At 70.3% G+C, this 23,806-nt stretch carries 19 protein-coding genes, 1 tRNA gene and 2 pseudogenes; 16 read left to right on the forward strand and 6 right to left on the reverse strand.

Features of this window, described 5'->3' with window-relative positions:
• Positions 1–476: 476 nt before the first annotated feature.
• Both ACIHCQ_RS40345 and speB read right to left on the reverse strand, forming a co-directional pair.
• Positions 477–2,212 (reverse strand): annotated as a pseudogene (locus ACIHCQ_RS40345) (thiamine pyrophosphate-binding protein); the annotation flags it as partial.
• A complete protein-coding gene (speB, locus tag ACIHCQ_RS40350; RefSeq protein WP_399673897.1) occupies positions 2,209–3,177 on the reverse strand; it encodes an agmatinase in 969 nt (322 codons plus the stop codon). The gene speB and the pseudogene ACIHCQ_RS40345, both read right to left, overlap by 4 nt.
• Positions 3,178–3,450: 273 nt before the next feature.
• On the opposite strand from speB, the pseudogene ACIHCQ_RS40355 reads away from it, so the two are divergent.
• Positions 3,451–3,603: pseudogene (locus tag ACIHCQ_RS40355) on the forward strand (DUF397 domain-containing protein); the annotation flags it as partial.
• Positions 3,604–3,659: 56 nt separating this feature from the next.
• Here ACIHCQ_RS40355 and ACIHCQ_RS40360 read toward each other — a convergent pair.
• Entirely contained in the window at positions 3,660–4,616 is a 957-nt protein-coding gene (locus tag ACIHCQ_RS40360; RefSeq protein WP_399673899.1) for a lytic polysaccharide monooxygenase, read from the reverse strand.
• A 521-nt stretch (positions 4,617–5,137) separates the two neighbouring features.
• On the opposite strand from ACIHCQ_RS40360, the gene ACIHCQ_RS40365 reads away from it, so the two are divergent.
• Positions 5,138–6,295 (forward strand): acyl-CoA dehydrogenase family protein, encoded by a 1,158-nt coding sequence (locus ACIHCQ_RS40365; RefSeq protein ID WP_399673901.1) that lies wholly within the window; start codon positions 5,138–5,140, stop codon positions 6,293–6,295.
• 30 nt (positions 6,296–6,325) lie between these two features.
• Positions 6,326–7,201 carry an acyl-CoA thioesterase II gene (tesB, locus tag ACIHCQ_RS40370; protein WP_399673903.1) on the forward strand — a complete coding sequence of 292 codons (876 nt, stop codon included), beginning with the start codon at positions 6,326–6,328 and terminating at the stop codon, positions 7,199–7,201.
• A gap of 33 nt (positions 7,202–7,234) precedes the next feature.
• Here tesB and ACIHCQ_RS40375 read toward each other — a convergent pair whose 3' ends face one another.
• Positions 7,235–8,023, reverse strand: a complete 789-nt coding sequence (locus ACIHCQ_RS40375; protein ID WP_399673905.1) for a phosphatase — start codon at positions 8,021–8,023, stop codon at positions 7,235–7,237.
• Positions 8,024–8,148: 125 nt separating this feature from the next.
• Positions 8,149–8,799: a TetR/AcrR family transcriptional regulator gene (locus ACIHCQ_RS40380; RefSeq protein WP_399673907.1), complete on the reverse strand. Its 651-nt coding sequence runs from the start codon at positions 8,797–8,799 to the stop codon at positions 8,149–8,151.
• 99 nt (positions 8,800–8,898) lie between these two features.
• Between ACIHCQ_RS40380 and ACIHCQ_RS40385 the strand changes: the two genes are divergently transcribed.
• The 9 genes from ACIHCQ_RS40385 (at position 8,899) to glmS (ending at position 19,912) form a co-directional block, all read left to right on the forward strand.
• Positions 8,899–10,515, forward strand: a complete 1,617-nt coding sequence (locus ACIHCQ_RS40385; protein WP_399673909.1) for a carboxyl transferase domain-containing protein — start codon at positions 8,899–8,901, stop codon at positions 10,513–10,515.
• Between the two features lie 26 nt (positions 10,516–10,541).
• Complete coding sequence (locus ACIHCQ_RS40390) at positions 10,542–12,491, forward strand: acetyl/propionyl/methylcrotonyl-CoA carboxylase subunit alpha (RefSeq protein WP_399674008.1); 1,950 nt, start codon at positions 10,542–10,544, stop codon at positions 12,489–12,491.
• Positions 12,488–13,459, forward strand: a complete 972-nt coding sequence (locus tag ACIHCQ_RS40395) for a hydroxymethylglutaryl-CoA lyase (RefSeq protein WP_399673911.1) — start codon at positions 12,488–12,490, stop codon at positions 13,457–13,459. Before ACIHCQ_RS40390 ends, ACIHCQ_RS40395 begins: the two co-directional genes overlap by 4 nt.
• Before the next feature lie 6 nt (positions 13,460–13,465).
• Positions 13,466–14,626, forward strand: coding sequence for an acyl-CoA dehydrogenase family protein (locus ACIHCQ_RS40400; RefSeq protein WP_399673913.1), 1,161 nt, complete (start codon positions 13,466–13,468; stop codon positions 14,624–14,626).
• A gap of 113 nt (positions 14,627–14,739) precedes the next feature.
• Positions 14,740–15,771, forward strand: coding sequence for an ABC transporter substrate-binding protein (locus ACIHCQ_RS40405; RefSeq protein WP_399673915.1), 1,032 nt, complete (start codon positions 14,740–14,742; stop codon positions 15,769–15,771).
• A gap of 2 nt (positions 15,772–15,773) precedes the next feature.
• Positions 15,774–16,619 (forward strand): siderophore-interacting protein, encoded by an 846-nt coding sequence (locus tag ACIHCQ_RS40410; protein WP_399673917.1) that lies wholly within the window; start codon positions 15,774–15,776, stop codon positions 16,617–16,619.
• A 181-nt stretch (positions 16,620–16,800) separates the two neighbouring features.
• Positions 16,801–17,682: a DUF4429 domain-containing protein gene (locus ACIHCQ_RS40415; protein WP_399673919.1), complete on the forward strand. Its 882-nt coding sequence runs from the start codon at positions 16,801–16,803 to the stop codon at positions 17,680–17,682.
• Positions 17,683–17,718: 36 nt separating this feature from the next.
• Positions 17,719–18,039, forward strand: a complete 321-nt coding sequence (locus tag ACIHCQ_RS40420; protein ID WP_399673921.1) for a hypothetical protein — start codon at positions 17,719–17,721, stop codon at positions 18,037–18,039.
• 55 nt (positions 18,040–18,094) lie between these two features.
• Entirely contained in the window at positions 18,095–19,912 is a 1,818-nt protein-coding gene (gene glmS / locus ACIHCQ_RS40425) for a glutamine--fructose-6-phosphate transaminase (isomerizing) (RefSeq protein WP_399673923.1), read from the forward strand.
• Positions 19,913–20,024: 112 nt separating this feature from the next.
• On the opposite strand, the gene ACIHCQ_RS40430 is transcribed toward glmS, so the two are convergent.
• The gene (locus ACIHCQ_RS40430; RefSeq protein ID WP_399674010.1) at positions 20,025–20,549 is read right to left on the reverse strand and encodes a universal stress protein; all 525 of its coding nucleotides are present in this window, start codon (positions 20,547–20,549) and stop codon (positions 20,025–20,027) included.
• A 351-nt stretch (positions 20,550–20,900) separates the two neighbouring features.
• On the opposite strand from ACIHCQ_RS40430, the gene ACIHCQ_RS40435 reads away from it, so the two are divergent.
• From ACIHCQ_RS40435 to ACIHCQ_RS40450, 4 genes are all read left to right on the forward strand, one after another.
• The gene (locus ACIHCQ_RS40435) at positions 20,901–21,239 is read left to right on the forward strand and encodes a hypothetical protein (protein WP_399673925.1); all 339 of its coding nucleotides are present in this window, start codon (positions 20,901–20,903) and stop codon (positions 21,237–21,239) included.
• 388 nt (positions 21,240–21,627) lie between these two features.
• On the forward strand, positions 21,628–22,833 hold the full coding sequence (locus ACIHCQ_RS40440) for a helix-turn-helix domain-containing protein (RefSeq protein ID WP_399673927.1): 1,206 nt from the start codon (positions 21,628–21,630) through the stop codon (positions 22,831–22,833).
• Between the two features lie 54 nt (positions 22,834–22,887).
• Complete coding sequence (gene orn, locus ACIHCQ_RS40445) at positions 22,888–23,490, forward strand: oligoribonuclease (RefSeq protein ID WP_399673929.1); 603 nt, start codon at positions 22,888–22,890, stop codon at positions 23,488–23,490.
• A 107-nt stretch (positions 23,491–23,597) separates the two neighbouring features.
• Positions 23,598–23,670: transfer RNA gene (locus ACIHCQ_RS40450), tRNA-His, on the forward strand.
• Positions 23,671–23,806 lie beyond the last annotated feature (136 nt).

The following is a 23,806-nucleotide window of genomic DNA, read 5'->3' on the forward strand; positions in this document are numbered from 1 at the left end:
GCTCCGGTATCGGTGGGTTTATATCCGGCGTTATTGGGGGCGGGTGGCGCGCGGGGCCTTGGGGGGGTGTGTCTTGGCGGCTCCCCGCCCCGTGGGGTGGGGGGGGCGCGCTCATGGGCGCCCCCGCCACACATGACTCACGACGGACAGAAAGGTTGTAGAAGTTCGGCGAATTCAGGTCTCAGTTGCGCGGCAGTCGCACGGTCAACCGGTACAGGCGCGCTGTTGGGCGGCGGGTGCGCCGAGGGGTACGGGACGGAGCTGACGTCCACGGAACGGCACGGCACGGCACGGCGAGGTAGAGCCGCACGGTGTTGCCGACCCCCGGCGTGAAGCCGCGCTCAAGGACGAGGAGCCTGCCGTCCCCGGCGGCGGTCGTTGCTCCCGTCCAGCAGGACGTCGAAGTCGCCGCCCTCCCCCATCGCCGCCAGTTCCCCCAGCGCGGTCATCCGCCGCTGCCGCTCTTCCTCCCCCGGCAGATGCGTCGGCGCGAACATGCGCAGCACCGCCGGGAGCACCACGACCGACGGGCCCGGTGCCGCCAGCGCCTTCGCCAGGTCTGCGCGCAGCGCCCCCGCGCTCGTACGCACCGCGGGTACCCCGAACGACTCCGCCAGCGCCACGAAGTCCGGGCGCGCCAGCTCCGTCGCCGTCCCCGTCCCCGTCGCCGTCGCCGTCGCCGTCGCCGTCGCCTCGCCGAAAGCGTCGTTCATGTACTCGCGCAGGATGCCGTAGCCCCCGTCGTCCACGATCAGCCAGGTCACCGGCAGGTTGTACTGGCGGGCCGTGGCCAGCTCCGCGATCGAGTACATCGCGCCGCCGTCGCCCGAGACCGCGAGCACCGGACGCGTACGGTCGGCCGCCGCCGCGCCCAGTGCCGCCGGGAAGCCGTAGCCGAGGCCGCCCGCGCCCTGGGCCGAGTGCATGGTGTTCGGCCGGCGCGCGTCGAAGGCGGACCAGGCCCAGTAGGCCAGGATCGTCATGTCCCAGAAGCTGGGCAAGTCGTCGGGCAGGGCCTGGCGTACGGACGCCAGGATCTCCTGCTCCAGGGTCAGGTCCTGGGCCTCGATCCGCGCCCGGACCCGGCCCAGGACCGTACGTACGGACTCATGTACGGACTCCGCCGCGTCCGCATCCGCGCGCTTCTCCACCGTCTCCACCGTCTCCAGCAGCGCCGACAGCGCCAGCCGCGCGTCCGCGTGGATGCCAAGACCCGCGTGGTTGGACTCCAGCTTGCCCGCGTCGGCCTCGATCTGGATGACCTGCCCGCGCGGCGTGAACGTGTGGTAGTTCGAGGACAGTTCGCCCAGCCCGGAGCCGACCACCAGCAGCACGTCCGCCGCTTCGAGGAAGTCCGTGGTGTGCCGGTCCTCCAGCCAGGACTGGAGCGACAGCGGATGCGTCCACGGAAACGCGCCCTTCCCGCCGAAGGTGGTGACGACCGGCGCGTTGATCCGCTCCGCGAGGGCGCGCAGCTTGCCGGACGCGTCGGCGCGTACGACTCCGCCGCCCGCGATGATCACGGGCCGCTCGGCGGTCGACAGCAGGTGCGCCGCCACAGCCGTCAGCTCGGGTCGCGGCACGACCTCGCGCGGGGTCGCGTCCATGCCGTGACGACCGGCAGCACCGTGGCGGCAAGCAGTACGTCCTGCGGGATCTCGACCCAGACCGGGCCGTGCGGCGCGGTCAGCGCGGACTCCCACGCCGCCGCGATCGCCGACGGGATCTGCGAGGCCGTACGGACGGTGTGCACCGACTTCACGATGTCGCGGAACGAGGCGCGCTGGTCGCGCAGCTCATGCAGATAGCCGTGGCGTCCGCCGCCGAGACCGGCGGTCGGTACCTGGCTGCCGATCGCGAGCACGGGCGCGGACGCCGCAGCCGACTCCTGGAGCGCGGCCAGCGACATGAGCGCGCCGGGCCCGGTGGACAGCAGCAGCGGGGCGACCTCGCCGGTGATCCGGCCGTACGCGTCGGCGGCGAAGCCCGCGTTGTTCTCGACGCGCAGTCCGACGTACGAGAGCGAGGAGCGGCGCAGCGCGTCGAACATGCCCAGCGCGTGCTGGCCGGGCAGGCCGAAGACCGTCGTCGCGCCGAGGCCGTGGAGCGTCTCGACGACAAGGTCGCCGCCATTGCGGCCGGGCGGCGGGTTCAGCGCGGCCTCGGTCTGGGCGGCGGTGGGCCGCAGCTCCACGTCGTGGTCGTGCGTCACTTCGAACGTCCCGCGGCGATCTGGCGGGACATGATCGTGGTGAGCTCGTACGCCGTGTGGGAGGCCGCCACAGAGGTGATCTCGGCGTGGTCGTACGCGGGCGCGACCTCGACCACGTCCGCCGAGACGAGGTGGCAGGAGGCCAGTCCGCGCAGGATCTCCAGCAGCTCCCGGGAGGTCATGCCGCCCGCCTCGGGGGTGCCGGTGCCGGGCGCGTGCGCCGGGTCGAGGCAGTCGATGTCGATGGAGATGTAGAGCGGCCGGTCGCCGATCCGCTGCCGGAGCTGGTCGGCGATCTCGTCGGCGCCGCGCCGGTACACATCGCCCGAGGTGACGATGCCGAAGCCGAGCTTCTCGTCGTCGGTCAGGTCCTGGCGTCCGTAGAGCGGACCGCGGATACCGACGTGCGAGAGCGCCTCGGTGTCGAGGATGCCCTCCTCGACGGCCCGGCGGAACGGCGTGCCGTGCGTGTACTCCGCGCCGAAGTACGTGTCCCAGGTGTCCAGGTGCGCGTCGAAGTGCAGCAGCGCCACCGGGCCGTGCCGCTTGGCGACGGACCGCAGCAGCGGCAGCGCGATGGTGTGGTCGCCGCCGAGGGTCATCAGCCGCGCGCCGGTGGAGAGGAGGTCGTCGGCCGCGGCCTCGATCGTGTCGACGGCCTCGTTGATGTTGAACGGGTTCGCGGCGATGTCGCCCGCGTCCGCGACCTGCGCGAGGGCGAAGGGTGAGGCGTCCTGCGCCGGGTTGTACGGACGCAGGAGCCTCGACGCCTCACGGATGGCATTGCCGCCGAAGCGCGCGCCGGGCCGGTAGGAGACCCCGGAGTCGAAGGGAACGCCGACGACGGCGACATCGGCCCTGCCGACCTCGTCGAGCCGGGGCAGCCGGGCGAACGTCGCGGGTCCGGCGTACCGCGGGATACGGGAGGAGTCGACCGGACCGCGCGGCTGCTCGTTGCTGCTCATCTGCATTTTCCTTCTTCCGGCGCTTCTTCTTTCGTGCGTCTTCGAAGGTAACCGTTGTCCGGCCGTTCCCGTCGTGCACGGTGGCGGCGGCGGCGGCGGCGGCGGCGGCGGCAGGCTCAGCCGGCTGGACGACGCGGACGTACGGATGGGTGCGCTGGTTCGCACTGCGCTTGCTGCGACGCGGCGCGAACCCCTGCCCGCCGAGTACCGACCCGCCTACATTGTGTAGCGGTCGCGTGTGCGACCCCAGCCGAGTGGGTCGAGAAGCCGCACGAAGGGGGCAGCTGCGTCGAGATCCTGAACGGCCACCCAACCGGCGTCCCGGTCCGCGACTCCAAGACCCCGCGCAGCCCCGCCCTGGCCTTCCCGGCGGCCGGTTGGTCATCGTTCATCACGGCTCTCAAGAACGGGGACTTCCCCGTCTGAGCCTTGCCGTCGACCGCCGGGTGACCCGCCCCTCCAGGAGAGAGGAAACGCCGAGGTCAGCCGTGCTGCTTGGCCGAGCGGCGCCGGTTGAAGACCATCGCGCCACTGGCGAAGACCAGCGCACCCAGCCCGCCCACCGCGGCGGGCACGGCGACACCCGACTCGTTGGTGGAGGCCACCAGCTCCTCACCGGCCGCGGCGTGGTTGGCGTGCCCGGCGTGGTGGTCGGCGTGGACCGGGTCGGCCTTCGTGTTCTTGACGTCCGCCCCGAGCGCCTCAACCTCGGCCGCCGACTGCTCGCCGCCCGCCAGACCGGTGACCTGACCGCTGCCGCCGTCGAAGACGACGTCAGCGCAGGAGAAGAAGTTCTCCTGGCTGTCCGAGCGGATCCAGTGGATGTAGAGCATGTGCTGACCGCTCCGCTGCGGTAACTGGAGGTTCCAGTAGTAGTGGCCACCCTCGGAGCCCGGACCACCCGACTGCGGCGGGTTGGCCACAGTCTGAAGGTGCGTCAGGTCGCTCCACGCCAGCGCCTTGGTCGGGCTCCACCCGCTCTTGGTGAGGTACACCTCGAACCTGCCCGGGTGAGCAGCCCAGTTGCTGTACTTGACCTGGATGTTCGCGCCCGAGGTCAGGCGCGTCTTCGGCCAGTCGGTGCGGGCCGCGTTGTACGGGGAGAAGTTGTACGGGCTCCGGTTGCCGGCGCTGCAGAGCGTCCCGTCCGGGACATAACCCGCGCCCCTTCCACCGGCGTTGGAGTCCAGAACGGCGAACCAGTTGTACAGCGGAGTGGTGCTGGCCTGCCGGACCGCCGCAGCGCAAGCCGGGTTGGACGGCATCTGGGTCGAGCTGTTCGCGAGCAGATCCTTGTAGCACAGGTAGGTCCGGGAGCCGGGCATGATGCTGACGCCGTGCGCCGATGCCGGGGACGGCACGGACAGCACTGCGGCGGCGACGCCCGCGGCACCGGTAAGGGCCAGCATGCGCCGGACCCGGATGGAGTTGATTGCCATGTGTTGATCTCCTTCGGGATTCCCTCGAGCGCTGACCGGACGGCCGGAACCTGCCACGGGTGCTGCCCTGTGCCGCTGGAGTCAGCCAGGAAACAGGAAAAAGGCAGGCTGAAGCAGCGAGCAGGGCCCGCAACGCGGGTGCGATTGCATGTCCTGGGCCGTCCCGGACCCAGCGATCGACCTGACAGAGAGTCTGGCGTGAGGGATGGTGGGGGGATTGATGGGGCGATTGATGGGAGCGCTCCCAGAGCAACGTAGCGCGCATGGGCCAAGTCGTAAACGCTCCTCGCAGCGTCTGCTGAAGCTTCGTCCTGATCCGCCACTTGCCCGGTGAATCCTTGTATGGATGGCCGTGGGCGTGGGGCACATCACCCTGGACACCCCAGATGACCACCAGGTAACTTGGGCCTGAGCAAGCGCTTAGTGCAGTACTTAATACAACAACCATCAATTGAGCAACCCCCACCAAGAGCAACCACGTCCGCGAGAGCGGCGGCGGTTCAGCCGCGAAGGAGTGCCCCGTGCGACGTACCGTGTACAACGAGGACCACGAGGCGTTCCGCGAGACCATTCGCGCCTTCATCGAGGCCGAGATCGTCCCCGTCTACGACAAGTGGTACGAGGCCGGTCAGGTCCCCCGCGACTTCTACTACACCCTCGGTGAGCTCGGCATCTTCGGCATAGAGGTCCCCGAGGAGTACGGCGGCGCGGGCGAGGAGTCCTTCAAGTTCCAGGCGATCATCTCCGAGGAGACCGCCCGCGCCGGGGTTTCCTTCGGCGGCTCCAGCGTGCATGTCGCGCTCTGCCTCCCCTACCTCAAGGCGTACGCCACCGACGAGCAGAAGACGCGCTGGCTGCCCGACTTCGTCTCCGGCGCCGCCATGTACGCGATCGCCATGACCGAGCCCGGCACCGGCTCCGACCTGGCCGGGATGAAGACCACCGCCAAGCTCTCCGAGGACGGCACGCACTACGTCCTCAACGGCTCCAAGACGTTCATCACCGGCGGTGTGCACGCCGACCGCGTCATCGTCTGCGCCCGTACCGCCGCCCCCACCGCCGAGGACCGCCGCCACGGCATCTCCCTCCTCGTCGTGGACACCAAGGCCCCCGGCTACGCGGTCGGCCGCAAGCTCGACAAGCTCGGCCTGAAGACCTCCGACACCGCCGAGCTCTCCTTCTCCGACGTCAAGGTCCCGGTCGAGGACCTCCTCGGCGAGGAGAACAAGGGCTTCTACTACCTCGGCCAGAACCTCCCGCAGGAGCGTCTCGGCATCGCCGTCGGTGCGTACGCACAGGCCTCCGCCGCCGTCCGGTTCGCCCAGCAGTACGTCCAGGAGCGCGCCGTCTTCGGCAAGACCGTCGCCTCCTTCCAGAACACCAAGTTCGAACTGGCCGCCTGCAAGGCGGAGGTCGACGCCGCCGAGGCCGTGGTCGACCGGGCGCTGGAGGCGCACGACGCGGGCGAGCTGTCCGCCGCCGAGGCCGCGTCCGCGAAGCTGTTCACGACTGAGGTCGCGCACCGCGTCATCGACAAGTGCCTCCAGCTGCACGGCGGCTACGGCTACATGAACGAGTACCCGATCGCCCGTCTCTACGCCGACAACCGCGTCAACCGCATCTACGGCGGCACCAGCGAGGTCATGAAGATGATCATCGCCAAGTCCATGGGCCTTTAGACGCCGTAGGCCGGCCGTAGAACTTCTCCCGTGACCACAGCACTTGACGACCTGCTCGATCTGCTCGACCTCGAGCGGATCGAGCAGGACATCTTCCGGGGCGTATCCCGCTCCGCCCTCGTACCGCGCGTCTTCGGCGGCCAGGTCGCCGCCCAGGCCCTGGTCGCCGCGGGCCGGACCGTCCCCGAGGACCGTACGGCCCACTCGCTGCACGCGTACTTCCTGCGCCCGGGTGATCCGGACGCGCCGATCATCTACACCGTCGACCGCATCCGCGACGGCCGCTCCTTCACCACGCGCCGGGTCGTCGCCGTCCAGCACGGGCAGCCGATCTTCCATCTCTCGGCGTCCTTCCAGACGTACGAGGACGGGCTGGAGCACCAGTCCGCGATGCCGTCCGCGCCCGCGCCGGAGACGCTGCCGACGGCGGCCGAGATCCTGCCGCGGTACGCGGAGCACTTCCGCGACCCCGGCACAGTGGACCGCCTGCTGGATACGCGGGCCGCGGTCGATCTGCGCTACGTCGACGCCCCGCCGTACGGCACGGTGGGGCAGCCGCGCGAGCCGCGCTCACAGGTGTGGTTCCGGACGAACGGCAAGCTCGCCGACGATTCCCTGCTGCATGTCTGCCTGGCCACGTATGTCTCCGACATGACGCTGCTCGACTCGGTGCTGCTGGCACACGGCCGCGGCGGCTGGGCGGTCGGGGACGTGGTGGGCGCGTCGCTCGACCACGCGATGTGGTTCCACCGGCCCTTCCGGGCGGACGAGTGGCTGCTGTACGACCAGGAGTCCCCGTCGGCGTCCGGCGGCCGGGGTCTGGGCCAGGCCAGGATCTATACGCAGGACGGCCGGCTGGCGGTCTCGGTGATCCAGGAGGGTGTGGTCCGGGTGCCCCGCGCCTGAAGCGACTCGCGCGTACTGGGCGGCCCGAGCGGCTCAGGCCTCGCCCGTCAGCCCCGCCGCCTCCAGCAGATACGCCGTCATCGGGTCGTAGTAGCGCGGGTCCATCACATGGTCGTCCAGCGGCACCGTCACCTGAAGCGTGCCCTCCGCCTCGGCGATGAAGAGCGCCGGGTCGTTGCTGTCCGCGTAGCCGACCGAGTCCAGGCCGCGCTGGCCCGCGCAGCCCGCCCAGCCGTGGTCGGCCACCACCAGGTCGGGCTGGGCGCGGCCGTCGCGCTCCAGGCCGTCCAGGATCGCCGCCATCGGCGCCGGGGAGTGCGTGTGCCACAAGGTCGCGCCCCGCTCCAGCATCGCCACGTCCGCGAACTGGAAGACCATGCCCTCGTCCGCCGTCAGCCCGCCCGGGATCCGTACGATCTCGCAGCCCGCTCCCCGCAGCGCGTCGGCCGTCTGCCGGTGCACGTCCAGCAGCCCACCCGGGTGCCCGGTCGCGAACAGCACGCTCTCCCGCCCGGCCGCTGCCTTGCGCAGGCGGGCCGCCAGCCGGTCCAGCGCGTCGATCGTCAGTTCCGGGTCGATCGTGTCCTGGCCGAGTCGGTGCTCGGGGTCGTCGCTGACTCCGCACCGCTCGGCCATCACAGCCAGCACATCCTGCTCGTCCGTCCACCGGTCACCGAGCTCAAGGCCGAGCCAGTAGTGGCGGTCGCCGTTGGCGAGCTTGCGGTAGTGGGAGAGGTTGTTGTCGCGAGGGGTGGCGACGTTTCCCGCGATGCGTGAGCGGACGAGGTGATCGACGAGCGCGGCACGGCTTGGTATCGGCATGACCCCCATTGTGCCGCCAGCCGCTCGGCCGGCAGCCCCCGTCCCGCACGTTGGACGCACCCGGCCGATGACCTCGGCCCGCGAACTCGGCCCGTGAACTCGGCCCGTGAACTCGGCCCGCGAGCTCAGCCCGCCAGTGAACCGAACGCCCCGTGCGCCAGCCGCCGCAGCAGCGACTCCGTCGCCGCCCGGCCCGGCAGGCCGCTCCCGTACGAGCCCAGGTGCGGCGTCGAGTTGAGCAGGCCGAACACAGCGTGGACCGCCGCCCTCGCCTCCGCCTCGGGAAGCTGCGGGTGCACATCCCGTACCACCGCCACCCACAGCTCCACGTACTGCCGCTGCAGCTGCCGCACCCGCTTGCGGTCACTGTCGCGCAGGCGGTCCAGCTCGCGGTCGTGGAGCGTGATCAGCGGGCGGTCGTCCAGCGCGAAGTCGATATGGCCGTCGATCAGCGAGGCCAGCAGCGCCCCAGGACCGGCCACCGAATCCGCCGCCGTCTGCGAATCCGTCTCCGAATCCGCCGCCGCTTCTGCCGCCTCCGCCTCCGCGACCCGCAGCCGTCCGCCGCTCAGCAGCCGCTCGCTGATACCCACCAGCAGCTCGGCGAGCATCGCGTCCTTCCCCGGGAAGTGGCGGTACAGGCCGGGGCCGCTGATGCCGACCGCCGCGCCTATCTCGTCCACGCCCACGCCGTGGAAACCGCGCTCGGCGAAGAGGCGGGCAGCCTCTTTGAGGATCTGCTCACGGCGCGTCGGGGCATCCGTCCTGGTGCTCATGTCATTGATTCTAGACAAGCGGGTTAGCGATCGTTAACCTGTTTGCCATACGTTAACGCTCATTAACCTCATTCTCGTACGGGCAAGGGGCTCACAACGATGCAGCAGGCACCCGTGCTGACGAGCGCGGCCGACCCCGCCTCCCCGGCCTGGCAGGCCAACGAGGCGGCGCACCAGGAGCTCGCCGAAGGGCTGCGCGCCCGGCTCGCGGCGGCCCGGCTCGGCGGTGGCGAGCGGGCCCGCGCCCGCCACACCGCGCGCGGGAAGCTGCTGCCGCGCGACCGCGTGGACGCCCTCCTCGATCCGGGCTCGCCCTTCCTGGAGCTCGCGCCGCTCGCGGCGGAGGGCCTGTACGGCGGGGCCGCCCCGGCCGCCGGGCTGATCGCGGGGATCGGCCGGGTCAGCGGCCGTGAGGTGGTCGTGCTCGCCAATGACGCGACCGTCAAGGGCGGCACGTACTACCCGATGACGGTGAAGAAGCACCTCCGCGCCCAGGAGGTCGCCCTGGAGAACCGCCTCCCCTGCGTGTACCTCGTGGACTCGGGAGGCGCCTTCCTGCCCCTCCAGGACGAGGTCTTCCCCGACCGCGACCACTTCGGGCGGATCTTCTACAACCAGGCCCGGATGTCGGCCGCGGGCATCCCCCAGATCGCGGCCGTCCTCGGCTCCTGCACCGCCGGCGGGGCGTACGTCCCGGCGATGAGCGACGAGGCCGTGATCGTACGGAACCAGGGCACGATCTTCCTCGGCGGCCCGCCCCTGGTGAAGGCCGCCACCGGCGAGGTCGTCACCGCCGAGGAGCTCGGCGGCGGCGAGGTCCACTCCCGTACGTCGGGCGTCACCGACCACCTCGCCGAGGACGACGCGCACGCGCTGCGGATCGTCCGCACCATCGTCTCGACGCTGCCCGCGCGCGCCCCGCTCCCCTGGCCGGTCGAGCCGGTCGAGGAGCCCAAGGCGGACCCCGCCGGGCTGTACGGCGCGGTCCCGGTGGATTCCCGTACGCCCTACGACGTACGGGAAGTGATCGCCCGGCTCGTCGACGGCTCCCGCTTCGCCGAGTTCAAGGCGGAGTTCGGGACGACGCTGGTCACCGGCTTCGCCCGAATCCACGGCCACCCCGTCGGCATCGTCGCCAACAACGGCATCCTGTTCTCCGAATCCGCCCAGAAGGGCGCGCATTTCATCGAGCTGTGCGACCAGCGCGCCATCCCCCTGCTCTTCCTCCAGAACATCTCGGGCTTCATGGTCGGCCGGGACTACGAGGCGGGCGGCATCGCCAAGCACGGCGCGAAAATGGTGATGGCCGTGGCCTGCGCGCGCGTGCCGAAGCTGACCGTCGTCATCGGCGGTTCGTACGGCGCGGGGAACTACTCGATGTGCGGCCGGGCGTACTCCCCGCGCTTCCTGTGGATGTGGCCGAACGCCAAGATCTCGGTGATGGGCGGCGAGCAGGCGGCGTCGGTGCTGGCGACGGTCAAGCGCGATCAGCTGGAGGCGCGCGGTGAGGAGTGGCCGGCCGCCGATGAGGAAGCTTTCAAGGAGCCGGTCCGCGCGCAGTACGAGCAGCAGGGCAACGCCTACTACGCCACGGCGCGGCTGTGGGACGACGGCGTGATCGACCCGCTGGAGACCCGGCAGGTGCTGGGTCTGGCCCTGACCGCCTGCGCCAACGCCCCCCTGGCTGAACCGCGCTTCGGCGTCTTCCGGATGTGAGGACCTCCATGACCTCCATGAACTCCATGTTCAGCACTGTTCTGGTCGCCAACCGAGGCGAGATCGCGGTCCGCGTCATCCGTACGCTGCGCGCGCTCGGCGTCCGTTCCGTCGCCGTGTTCAGCGACGCCGACGCCGATGCCCGGCATGTACGGGAGGCGGACACCGCGGTCCGCATCGGCCCCGCGTCCGCCGCCGAGAGCTATCTGTCCATCGACCGCCTGCTGGACGCGGCGGCCCGCACCGGCGCGCAGGCCGTCCACCCGGGCTACGGCTTCCTCGCCGAGAACGCGGGCTTCGCGCAGGCATGCGCGGACGCGGGCCTGGTCTTCATCGGCCCGCCCGCCTCCGCGATCTCGCTGATGGGCGACAAGATCCGCGCGAAGGAGACGGTGCAGGCGGCGGGCGTCCCGGTCGTGCCGGGGTCGTCCGGCTCCGGCCTGACCGACGCCGAGCTCGCCGACGCCGCCCGCGAGATCGGCATGCCGGTGCTGCTGAAGCCCTCGGCGGGCGGCGGCGGCAAGGGCATGCGGCTCACCCGGGTCGAGTCCGCGCTCCTCGACGAGATCGCGGCGGCGCGGCGCGAGGCCCGTGCCTCCTTCGGCGACGACACGCTGCTGGTGGAGCGGTGGATCGACCGCCCCCGGCATATCGAGATCCAGGTCCTGGCCGACGGCCACGGCCATGTCGTCCACCTCGGCGAGCGCGAATGCTCGCTCCAGCGCCGCCACCAGAAGATCATCGAGGAGGCGCCGAGCGTCCTGCTGGACGAGAAGACCAGGGCGGCGATGGGCGAGGCGGCCGTCCAGGCGGCCAAGTCCTGCGGCTACCGGGGCGCGGGCACGGTGGAGTTCATCGTCCCGGGCGCCGATCCGTCCGCGTACTTCTTCATGGAGATGAACACCCGCCTCCAGGTCGAGCACCCGGTCACCGAGCTGATCACCGGCGTGGACCTGGTGGAGTGGCAGCTGCGGATCGCGGCGGGCGAGCCACTGCCGTTCACCCAGGACGACATCACCTTCACCGGCCACGCGGTCGAGGCGCGCATCTGCGCGGAGGACCCGTCGCGCGGCTTCCTCCCCTCCGGCGGCACGGTCCTTGCCCTGCGCGAGCCGCAGGGCGACGGCGTACGCACCGACTCCGGCCTGTCGCACGGCACGGAGGTCGGCAGCCTGTACGACCCGATGCTGTCCAAGGTCATCGCGTACGGCCCCGACCGCGCGACCGCCCTGCGCAAGCTGCGCGCGGCCCTCGCGGACACGGTCACCCTGGGCGTGCCGACGAACGCGGGCTTCCTGCGGCGGCTGCTGGCCCATCCCTCGGTGGTCGCGGGCGACCTGGACACGGGGCTGGTGGAGCGGGAGGCGGACGGGCTGATCCCGGAGGGAGTGCCGCCGGAGGTGTACGAGGCCGCCGCCGCGGTACGTCTGGACGCGCTGGCTCCCGAACAGGGACCGGGCGTGGGCAGCTGGACCGACCCGTTCTCCGTGCCGAGCGGCTGGCGCATGGGCGGCCGGCCCGCTCCCCTGATCCACTGGCTGCGAGTAACGGGACTCGAACCCGCGACATTCGTGGCACAGCACCGGAGCAGCCACCGGGTGGCACCCGACCGAGTATCGGTCACCGTCGACGGGGTCGTCCACACCTTCTGGCGCGCGGGCGACTGGCTCGGCCGGGACGGGGACTCCTGGCACGTCCAGGACTACGACCCGGTCGCCGCCGCCCTCACCGGCCGCGCGCACGCCGGGGTCGACGCCCTGGCCGCGCCGATGCCGGGCACCGTCACCGTCGTCAAGGTCGCGGTGGGCGACCGGGTCTCGGCAGGTCAGAGCCTGCTGGTGGTCGAGGCGATGAAGATGGAGCACGTCATCTCCGCGCCGCACGCCGGGACCGTCACCGAGCTCGATGTGACGGCGGGCTCGACCGTCGCCATGGACCAGGTACTGGCCGTAGTCGTACCGGAACAGGAGGAATGATGCCCGAGGGACTGCCCATGGCCGTGCCCATGGAGAATCTGCCGTCCCGCGTCCGGATCCACGAGGTCGGCGCGCGCGACGGGCTCCAGAACGAGAAGACGGTCGTGCCGACCGAGGTCAAGGCGGAGTTCATCCACCGTCTCGCCGACGCCGGCCTGACCACCATCGAGGCGACCAGCTTCGTCCGCCCCGAGTGGGTGCCTCAACTCTCCGATGCCGAGCGGCTGTTCCCGCTGCTGAGTGATTTGGAGGGCGTAGCCCTGCCCGTCCTCGTACCGAACGAGTGCGGCCTGGAGCGGGCGCTGGCGCACGGCGCGCGCGGGATCGCCGTCTTCGGGAGCGCGACAGAAACGTTTGCGCGCCGCAACCTCAACCGGAGCGTCGACGAGTCGCTCGCCATGTTCGAGCCGGTCGTCGCCAGGGCCCGCGCCGACAAGATCGCGGTCCGCGGCTATCTGTCGATGTGCTTCGGCGACCCGTGGGAGGGCCGCGTCCCGGTCCCGCAGGTGGTCGGGGTCGCCCGGCGGCTGATGGACCTCGGCTGCGACGAGCTGAGCCTCGGCGACACGATCGGCGTGGCCACGCCGGGGCATGTGCGCGCCCTGCTCGCCGCGCTCAACGAAGAGGGCGTGCCCACGTCCGCGATCGGCGTGCACTTCCACGACACCTACGGCCAGGCCCTCGCCAACACCCTCGCCGCGCTCCAGCACGGCGTGACCGTCGTGGACGCCTCCGCGGGCGGCCTCGGCGGCTGCCCGTACGCGAAGAGCGCGACCGGGAACCTCGCCACCGAAGACCTCGTGTGGATGCTCGACGGCCTCGGCATCGAAACCGGGGTGGATCTCGGCCTGCTCACCGCCACCAGCGTGTGGCTGGCCGGGCACCTGGGCCGCCCCAGCCCTTCTCGCACGGTAAGCGCCCTCTCCCCCAACGCCGTCTCTCCCAGCACTGTCTCCCACAAGGAGTGACTGACCATGTCCCTGGACCACCGGCTCACCGCCGAACACGAAGAGCTCCGCCGTACGGTCGAGCAGTTCGCCCACGACGTGGTCGCGCCGAAGATCGGCGACTACTACGAACGCCATGAGTTCCCGTACGAGATCGTCCGCGAGATGGGCCGCATGGGCCTGTTCGGCCTGCCCTTCCCCGAGGAGTACGGCGGCATGGGCGGCGACTATCTCGCGCTGGGCATCGCCCTTGAGGAGCTGGCGCGCGTCGACTCGTCCGTCGCGATCACGCTGGAGGCCGGTGTCTCGCTGGGCGCGATGCCGGTCTACCGCTTCGGCACGGAGGAGCAGAAGCGGGAGTGGCTGCCGCGCCTGTGCTCGGGGGAGAACCTCGGTGCGTTCGGGCTGACGGAGCCGGAGGGCGGCTCGGACGCGGGCGGCACGAAAACCACGGCCGTGCGGGACGGCGACGAGTGGGTGATCAACGGCTCGAAGTGCTTCATCACCAACTCCGGTACGGACATCACGGCCCTGGTCACGGTCACGGCGGTCACCGGCCGCACTCCGGAGGGCAAGCCCCTGATCTCCGCGATCATCATCCCCTCGGGCACCCCCGGCTTCACGGTCGCCGCGCCGTACTCCAAGGTCGGATGGAACGCCTCGGACACCCGCGAACTGTCCTTCTCCGACGTCCGCGTGCCGGTGGCGAACCTGCTGGGCGAGGAGGGCCGCGGCTACGCGCAGTTCCTGCGGATCCTGGACGAGGGCCGGATCGCCATCTCGGCGCTGGCGACGGGCCTGGCCCAGGGCTGCGTGGACGAGTCCCTGTCGTACGCGAAGACGCGCCACGCCTTCGGCCGCCCGATCGGCGACCACCAGGCGATCCAATTCAAGCTGGCGGACATGGAGATGCGGGCGCACATGGCCCGGGTGGGCTGGCGCGACGCGGCGTCGCGGCTGGTGCGGGGAGAGCCGTTCAAGAAGGAGGCGGCGGTCGCGAAGCTGTACTCGTCGACGATCGCGGTGGACAACGCCCGCGAGGCGACGCAGATTCACGGCGGCTACGGCTTTATGAACGAGTATCCGGTGGCGCGGATGTGGCGGGACTCGAAGATCCTGGAAATCGGCGAGGGCACGAGCGAGATCCAGCGCGTGCTGATCGCGAGGGAGTTGGGCCTGTCCGGCTGACGCCTGGGGAGGGCTGGCCACCACCTGCGGACCTGAGTTGAGGTTAGGCTAGGCTAACCTACTCTGAAAACCAGCCAGTGGCCGAACAGGCACGTACGAAAGCGGACTCCCTCATGCCCAACGCCCGAGCTTCCCATCTCTCCCGTCGCGGCCTGCTCGCCGCCGGCAGCGCCCTCGGGCTCGGCGCCGCGCTCTCCGCCTGCGGGAGCGACGACAAGAACACCGGCTCGGGCACGGCCGACAAGACCGCCGACGCCGGGCCCTGGTCCTTCAAGGACGACCGCGGTACCACCGTGGAGTTGAAGTCCACTCCGAAGAACATCGTCGCCTTCACCGGCACCGCCGCCGCGCTCCACGACTACGGCGTCGAGGTCAAGGGGGTCTTCGGGCCGACCAAGACCGCGGACGACAAGCCCGACGTCCAGGCCGGTGACCTCGACATCAACAAGGTCGAGATCATCGGCAACGTCTACGGCGAGTTCAAGATCGAGCAGTACGCCGCCCTGGCCCCCGATCTCCTGATCACCAACATGTGGTCCATGAACGAGCCGTGGTACGTGCCGCCGCAGTCCAAGGACAAGATCATGAAGATGGCCCCCAGTGTTCTGCTGTGGGCCGCCGAGACCACCATGGCCAAGGCCCTGGCGCGCCACGCCGAGCTCGCCGAGTCCCTCGGCGGCGACGTCAAGGGCACCGAGGCCGCCGCCGCAAAGGTCCGTTTCGAGAAGGCCGCGGCCCGGCTGCGCGCCGCCGCCAAGGCCAAGCCGAACATCACGATCCTGATCGGCTCCGCCAGCCAGGACCTCTTCTACATCTCCGTCCCGAAGACCTCCGCCGACACCCTGTACTTCCAGGAGCTCGGCGTGAAGTTCGTCGAGCCGAAAGCGAACGCCCAGGGCTTCTTCGAGGAGCTGAGCTGGGAAAACGTCGGCAAGTACGGCGCGGACATCATCATGATGGACAACCGCTCCTCCGCCCTCCAGCCCGCCGCGCTCACCTCCAAGCCGACCTGGGCCAAGCTCCCCGCCGTCAAAGCCGGCCAGGTCATTCCGCGCGTCACCGAGCCCATCTACTCGTACGACAAGTGCGCGCCGATCCTCGAAGACCTCGCCAAGGCCATCGAGAACGCGAAGAAGGCCGCCTGACCATGACACCGACGGCCGAGCCCGACCCGTTCCGCTTCTTCGACCTCAGCGTTGTACGGACCAGGCGGCTCGGCCCGTCCATGGTCCGCGTCACCTTCGGCGGCGAGGCACTGAAGGACTTCGCCGCCGGAGGCCGCGACCAGTCCCTCTCGCTGTTCCTGCCACAGCCCGGCCAGGACGCCCCCGTCGTGCCCGTCGACGCGGGCGACAGCAGCGCCGTATTCGCGGCCTGGCGGGCACTCCCCGACGACGTACGCGCCGTCATGCGCTCGTACACGGTGCGCGAGCAGCGCCAGGACCCGAACGAGGTCGACATCGACTTCGCGCTCCACGAGGACGGCGGCCCGGCCTGCCGCTGGGCCGCCCAGGCCGCCCCCGGCCATCGCGTGATGGTCCTCGGCCCCGCGGTCGCCGACAACACCGCCGTACGCTGCCGGCCGCCCGAGGACACCGACTGGGTGCTGATCTGGGCCGACGAGACGGCCCTGCCCGCCGCCGCCGCGATCCTGGAGTGGCTGCCCGCCGGAATGCGGGCCCGGGTCTGGCTGGAGGTCCCGCACGCCGGGGACCGCCTGGACCTGCGGACCGTGGCGGACTGCCACATCACCTGGCTCGTACGCGAGGAGGGCGCGCCGTCCGCCCTGGAGGCCGTCAGCGCCGCGGAGTTGCCCGAGGGCACCGCGTACGCCTGGATCGCGGGCGAGTCGGGCAGCGTGAAGGCGCTGCGCCGCCACCTGGTGCGCGAGCGCGAACTCGACCGCCGCCGCGTCACGTTCGTCGGCTACTGGAAGCGGGGCGTGAGCGAGGACGGCCTCCGCGAGGAAGCCGCCTCAAGCCCCGCCGCGTGAAACCAAGCCCCGCCGGCGATTGAGGCGCGGGGTTCGGGGGCGGAGCCCCGACGAGTGCCCGACCTTTCCAGCCCCGCCGGCGATTGAGGCGCGGGGGGTCCCCCACGCCCGCAGGGCGTAGGGGGACGGTTCGGGGCAGCGCCCCGACAAGGACCCGCACCCACGGTGCAACAATCCCCGCATGGCGGAAATCATCCAGAAGGACGGCACCTGGACCTTCGACGGGGACACCGTGCGCATCGTGCCCGGCCGGGACAAGAGCGTGAGTCTGCTGCGCAAGACCCTCGGCGAGGTCGCCGTACCGCTGGAGGCGCTGGCCGGGATCGCCTACGAGTCGGGCAGGAAATCCGGACGGCTGCGGCTGCGCCTGCGCAACGGCGCGGACCCGCTCCTCCAGATCACCGGCGGCAAGCTGGAGGACAGCTCCGACCCGTACCAGCTCGCCGTCGAGAACGACCGCAGCGGCGTCGCCGAGTACTTCACCGACGAGGTGCGCAACGCCCTGCTGCTGGACCAGGTGGGAACCACCCCCGTCCACCGCTATCTGCTGCCCGGGCCCGCCGTGCCCATCACCGTCGGCGCCGGTGACGCCACGGTCACCTTCGACGGGGAGAACATCCGTCTGGAGTGGAACTGGAAGACCGAGGAAGCCAAGTCCTCCGGCGGCCCGCGCACTCTCGCGCTGAGCGATGTGGAGTCGGTGGAGTGGCTGCCCAACATCGGCCTGGAGAACGGCTATCTCCGCTTCAATGTGACAAAGGCCCCAGCCAAGCCCGCGCCGAAGTACGACCCGCACGCCGTGCAGCTGTGGGGATTCCGCAAGGACCCGCTGATGGCGCTGGTCGCGGCGGCCGTGGTGGCGCGCCTGCCGCATCCGTACGCCCCGACCCCCCTCGACACCGCGCCCGCCGACGCCCGCCCACCGGAGACCGGCATCAGCAGCGGCGACGATCAGGACGCCATGCTGCGGCGACTGCGCGAACTGGGCGAACTGCATCTGTCCGGGATACTGACGGACGAGGAGTTCACCACCGCCAAACGGGCCATCTTGAAGCGCCTCTGAGCTCCTGCTGCCCTAAACCGGGCAGGATTCTTGCAAATGCCCGCGGTAACCCCTCAATATCTACGGGTGCTCGAATATCGCCCGCCGGGTCGCCCGTCCTCACACGACGAACTCATCGATCATCTGGTGCGCAGCACCGCGCTCCAGCGCGGTGAGGCGACCCGGGTGGTCCTCGACGTCCTGGCGTACTTCGACGAGAAGACCGAGGAGTTCGTCCGCCGCCGCCACCGTGAGCTTCAGTCCGGTGGCGCCGTGAACTCGGTGATCTTCGAGCGGATCGCGGCCGAACTGCCGCACCGCGCCGTGGCGCCGCCGGAGCTCTCGCTCCGCCAGCTGCGCCGCATCGTCTACGGCTGATCAACCGCTCAGCGGTGCCGAGCACACACGGGAACTATGGAGGGGCAGACACTTTATGTGCGGAATCGTCGGATATATCGGCAAGCGTGATGTGGCACCGCTGCTGCTGGAAGGCCTGCAGCGGCTGGAGTACCGGGGTTACGACTCCGCGGGCATCGTGATCACCAGCCCCAAGGCCACCGGCCTCAAGGTCGTCAAGGCCAAGGGCCGCGTCCGCGACCTGGAGGCCCGCGTCCCCAAGCGCTTCGCGGGCACCACCGGCATCGCCCACACCCGCTGGGCCACCCACGGCGCGCCGAGCGACGAGAACGCCCACCCGCACCTGGACGCCGACCACAAGGTCGCCGTCGTCCACAACGGCATCATCGACAACGCCTCCGAGCTGCGCGCCAAGCTCATCGCCGACGGCATCGTCTTCCTCTCCGAGACGGACACGGAGGTGCTTGTCCACCTCATCGCCCGCTCCCAGGCCGAGACCCTGGAGGAGAAGGTCCGCCAGTCGCTGAAGCTGGTCGAGGGCACGTACGGCATCGCCGTCATGCACGCCGACTTCAACGACCGCATCGTCGTCGCCCGCAACGGCTCCCCGGTCGTCCTCGGCATCGGCGAGAAGGAGATGTTCGTCGCCTCCGACGTGGCCGCGCTGGTCACCCACACCCGCCAGATCGTCACCCTGGACGACGGCGAGATGGCCACCCTCAAGGCCGACGAGTTCCGTACGTACACCACCGAGGGCTCCCTCACGACGGCCACGCCGACCACCGTGGAGTGGGAGGCCGAGTCGTACGACATGGGCGGCCACGACACGTACATGCACAAGGAGATCTCCGAGCAGGCCGACGCCGTGGACCGCGTCCTGCGCGGCCGTATCGACGACCGGTTCTCCACCGTGCACCTGGGCGGGCTCAACCTCGACGCCCGCGAGGCGCGCGGGGTGCGCCGGATCAAGATCCTGGGCTGCGGCACCTCGTACCACGCGGGGCTCATCGGCGCCGGGCTGATCGAGGGCCTCGCGCGGATCCCCGCGGACGCCGAGCCCGCGTCGGAGTTCCGCTACCGCAACCCGGTCGTGGACCCCGACACCCTCTACATCGCCGTCTCGCAGTCGGGTGAGACGTACGACGTACTGGCCGCCGTCCAGGAGCTCAAGCGCAAGGGCGCGCGCGTCCTGGGCGTGGTGAACGTCGTCGGCTCGGCGATCGCCCGCGAGGCCGACGGCGGGGTGTACGTGCACGCAGGACCCGAGGTCTGCGTCGTCTCCACCAAGTGCTTCACCAACACGGTCGTCGCCTTCGCGCTGCTCGCCCTGCACCTGGGCCGTATCCGCGACCTGTCCGTCACCGACGGCAAGCGGATCATCGCGGGCCTGCGCAAGCTGCCCGCGCAGATCAGCGAGATCCTGGAGTCCGAGGCCGACATCCAGAAGCTGGCCGAGGAGTACGCGGGCGCCAAGTCGATGATGTTCATCGGCCGGGTGCGCGGTTACCCGGTGGCGCTGGAGGCCTCCCTGAAGCTCAAGGAGATCTCCTACATCCACGCCGAGGCGTACCCGGCCTCGGAGCTCAAGCACGGCCCGCTGGCGCTGATCGAGCCCGCGCTGCCGACGGTCGCGATCGTCCCGGACGACGACCTGCTGGAGAAGAACCGCGCGGCCCTGGAGGAGATCAAGGCCCGCAGCGGCAAGATCCTCGCCGTCGCGCACCGCGAGCAGGAGAAGGCCGACCACACCATCGTCGTACCGAAGAACGAGCACGAGCTGGACCCGATCCTGATGGGCATCCCGCTCCAGCTCTTCGCGTACCACACGGCGCTGGCCATGGGCCGGGACATCGACAAGCCGCGCAACCTGGCGAAGTCGGTCACGGTCGAGTAGCCGAGCACGAAGACAGGCGGTCCCTCACGTGCTGAGGGGCCGCCTGTCTTTGTTTTACGGGATCACGGGAGGACACAGGGTTCCGGGGTCACGAGATCACGGGATCACAGGGTCACGGGATCACCACGACCGGGCGCTGCGCGCGCCGCGCCAGCCGCCCCGCCACCGAGCCGAAGATGCGCCCGACGATGCCGTGCGTGGAGCCGACCACGATCGCGTCGGCCGAGTACTCCCGGCCCACCTCTTCGAGCTCGTGGCAGATGTCGCCGCCGCGCTCGACCAGGATCCACGGCACCTCGGCGAGATAGTCCGCACAGGCCAGCTCCAGGCCCAGCACTTCGGTACGGTGATCGGGCACATCCACGAAGACCGGGGGCTCGCAGCCCGCCCAGACCGTGGTCGGCAGCCGATTGGCCACATGGACGATGATCAGACCGGAGCCGGACCGCCGCGCCATGCCAATGGCGTACGCGAGCGCCCGCTCACTGGAGGTCGATCCGTCGAAGCCGACGACCACTCCGTGCTGGAAGGCAGGATCGACGGAGTGACATGTTTCTTCCGCCGCTTGCAGGTCCGCCGGGGGATCGGCTACTGACTGCTCGCGGTCCGCTGGTTCAGGGATTTCGTGACCGGCCATCGGTGTCTCGGCGAAGAAGGTCCTCGTGGGACGAATCATCAGGATCGTCAAGGAAAGGTGCGTCGGGTGCGTCGGTGGGTCGTGGGCTGTGTCCGGGAATCATCTTCCCCAGCCCATACCCTCAGGGTACGGCGACACTCCTCCTCATGCCCAGAGTCGCCCGCCCTGTACGCGGCGTTCCAGGGAGCATGCCCGAGCCCGCCCGTTATGGCAATGCCGCTTGGTGTCTACAGCCGTCTACGGGCTAAGGTCGCCCCGCCGCGCCCCGCAGTGACCGGAGGGTTCCGTCCCTCGTTCGCACCCCAGTCACCCCGGTCGCCCCGGTCTCCCCGCCGCCGTCAAGGAGCCACCGTGCCCGCACGACCGTCCGCCCCGGCCTCCGCCCCTTCCCCCTCCCGGCCCGCCTCCGCCGAGTCGGCGAGCGAGGTGGTCCGTTGGGCGGCGTTCTGCTGCGTACTCGTCCCCGTCGTACTGGTGGTCTACGGAACGTCCGCCGGCGGCGCGGCGGCTGCGGCCCTGGGTCTCGCCGCCGTGACGACCGCCTGCCGGATGCTGTTGCGTCAGTCCGAGCGTCAGTCCGAGCGACAGTCCGCACATCAGTCCGACGGGCTCCCAGGCCGGCGCTCCAGGACCACCCAGGGGGCGCACCGGGGCGGTCGCCGCGAGGCAGGGAGTGCACCGGTCGACTGACCCGTTCGCACACTCACGCCCGTATGTTTTCAGCCAACTTCACGCTACTGGCCCTTCCTTGTCGAAATGGCCTGCAAACCCCCTTGCCACCAGGCAAGAAAGGGCCATTCACGACGCTTGCACCCTACGCGGACGGGCCATGCATGCCACGCGCACTTCCCTGCACGGCCCCCAAGTGGAACGCTTCGTGATCGAATGCTTCGCGCCAAGTTGCCAAGTCGACATAGCGGGGCATGCAGAACTTGTCACGCCGGCGCCATGGGACGCAGTAGATTCGATCATGAGTATCGAAGGTCCGGGGGACTCGTGCAAAACCGAGGGGAAACGTGCAGGAGCGAAAGGCCCGAAACGAACGGGGAGACGCGAACACCGAGGGGGGCTTAGCGTCATGAGTCAGGACTCCGCCGCACCGGAGGCAGCACGGAAGCTCTCTGGGCGCCGGCGCCGGGAAGTCGTCGCAGTGCTGCTGTTCAGCGGCGGCCCCATTTTTGAAAGTTCCATCCCGCTCTCGGTGTTCGGAATTGACCGTCAGGACGCCGGAGTTCCCCGCTATCGACTGCTCGTGTGCGGTGGTGAGGAGGGACCGCTACGGACCACGGGCGGGCTCGAACTGACCGCGCCCTACGGCCTGGACGCCATCGGCCGCGCGGGCACCGTCGTCGTACCGGCCTGGCGGTCGATCACCTCGCCGCCGCCGGTCGAGGCACTCGACGCGCTGCGCCGCGCGCACGAGGAGGGGGCCAGGATCGTCGGGCTGTGCACGGGCGCGTTCGTGCTTGCCGCGGCCGGTCTGCTCGACGGCCGCCCGGCGACCACCCATTGGATGTACGCGCCGACGCTGGCCAAGCGTTATCCGTCCGTCCATGTGGATCCGCGCGAGCTCTTCGTCGACGACGGCGATGTGCTCACCTCCGCGGGCACAGCGGCCGGAATCGACCTCTGCCTCCACATCGTGCGTACGGATCACGGCACCGAGGCAGCGGGGGCGCTGGCTCGCAGGCTGGTCGTACCGCCGCGGCGAAGTGGCGGGCAGGAGCGCTATCTGGACAGGTCTTTACCAGAGGAAATCGGGTCGGATCCGCTGGCGGAGGTCGTCTCGTGGGCGCTGGAGCATCTCCATGAGCAGTTCGACGTGGAGACCCTGGCAGCGCGTGCGTACATGAGCCGGCGCACCTTTGACCGGCGATTCCGTTCCCTCACCGGCAGCGCGCCGCTCCAATGGCTGATCACCCAGCGGGTGCTCCAGGCGCAGCGGCTGCTGGAGACCTCCGACTACTCGGTGGACGAGGTCGCGGGCCGCTGCGGCTTCCGCTCGCCGGTGGCACTGCGCGGCCATTTCCGGCGGCAGCTGGGCTCGTCCCCGGCCGCGTACCGGGCCGCGTACCGGGTGCGCAGACCCCAGAGCGACTCGTCCCCCGGGGTGGTGGTCGAGGCGCTGGGGCCGCAGGCGAGGCGGGCGGCTGCGGCGACGGGACCCACCGGTCCTGCCGCCACGTCGGCGGCGCCGCCGGAGCTCGGCAGGGGCAGTTCTGATGCGTACGCGACAGGTGGGCACGGCCGTCCCAGCCTGCCGGGCCAGCGGAGTGCGCCTTAGGCCGACCGGCGACCGGGGCGTGCCACGACCGCCGGTCGGCCTAAGGTAGGACGCATGAACGACCGTATGGTGTGGATCGACTGTGAGATGACCGGGCTCTCGTTGACGGACGACGCACTCATCGAGGTGGCCGCACTGGTCACCGACTCGGAACTGAACGTGCTCGGCGACGGGGTGGATCTTGTGATCCGGCCGCCGGACACGTCGCTGGAAACGATGCCCGAGGTGGTGCGGCAGATGCACACCGCCTCGGGCCTCCTCGATGTGCTGGCGGAAGGCATCACGCTCGCCGACGCCGAGGAGCAGGTTCTCGCGTACGTACGCAAGCACGTCAAGGAACAGGGCAGGGCGCCGCTGTGCGGGAACTCGGTCTCCACGGACCGCGGGTTCCTGCTGCGTGACATGCCGACCCTGGAGGCGTACATGCACTACCGGATCGTCGACGTCTCCTCGATCAAGGAACTGTCCCGCCGCTGGTACCCGAGGGCGTACTTCAACAGTCCGGCCAAGAGCGGGAATCACCGGGCGCTGGCGGACATCCGCGAATCCATCGCGGAGCTGCGCTACTACCGCGAGGCGGTCTTCGTGCCGCAGCCCGGTCCGGACTCGGAGACGGCGAAGAAGATCGCGGCGAAGCACGTGCTGCCCGCGGAGTAGGGGGACAGGCCGGGAGCCTCGTGTCAGGGCCTCAACAACCCGGGCGCGAGCACCCTCCCTGACCCTGTACACTTTTTCTCGGCCGGTCAGTAAGTGGACCGGTCATGGTGGGTATAGCTCAGACGGTAGAGCACCTGGTTGTGGTCCAGGATGTCGCGGGTTCGAGTCCCGTTACTCACCCTTGCAGGATGTGAACGATGAAGGGCCCCGGTCGCAAGACCGGGGCCCTTCATCGTTCAGCATCCGCCCGGCACCTTCGGGCACCTTCCGGTGCCCTCCGGAACGCCCCCTCGGCCCGGAGGGCCTGGGGGGACCC

It is taken from the genome of Streptomyces sp. NPDC052236 (genome assembly GCF_044548015.1).
Taxonomy (GTDB): domain Bacteria; phylum Actinomycetota; class Actinomycetes; order Streptomycetales; family Streptomycetaceae; genus Streptomyces.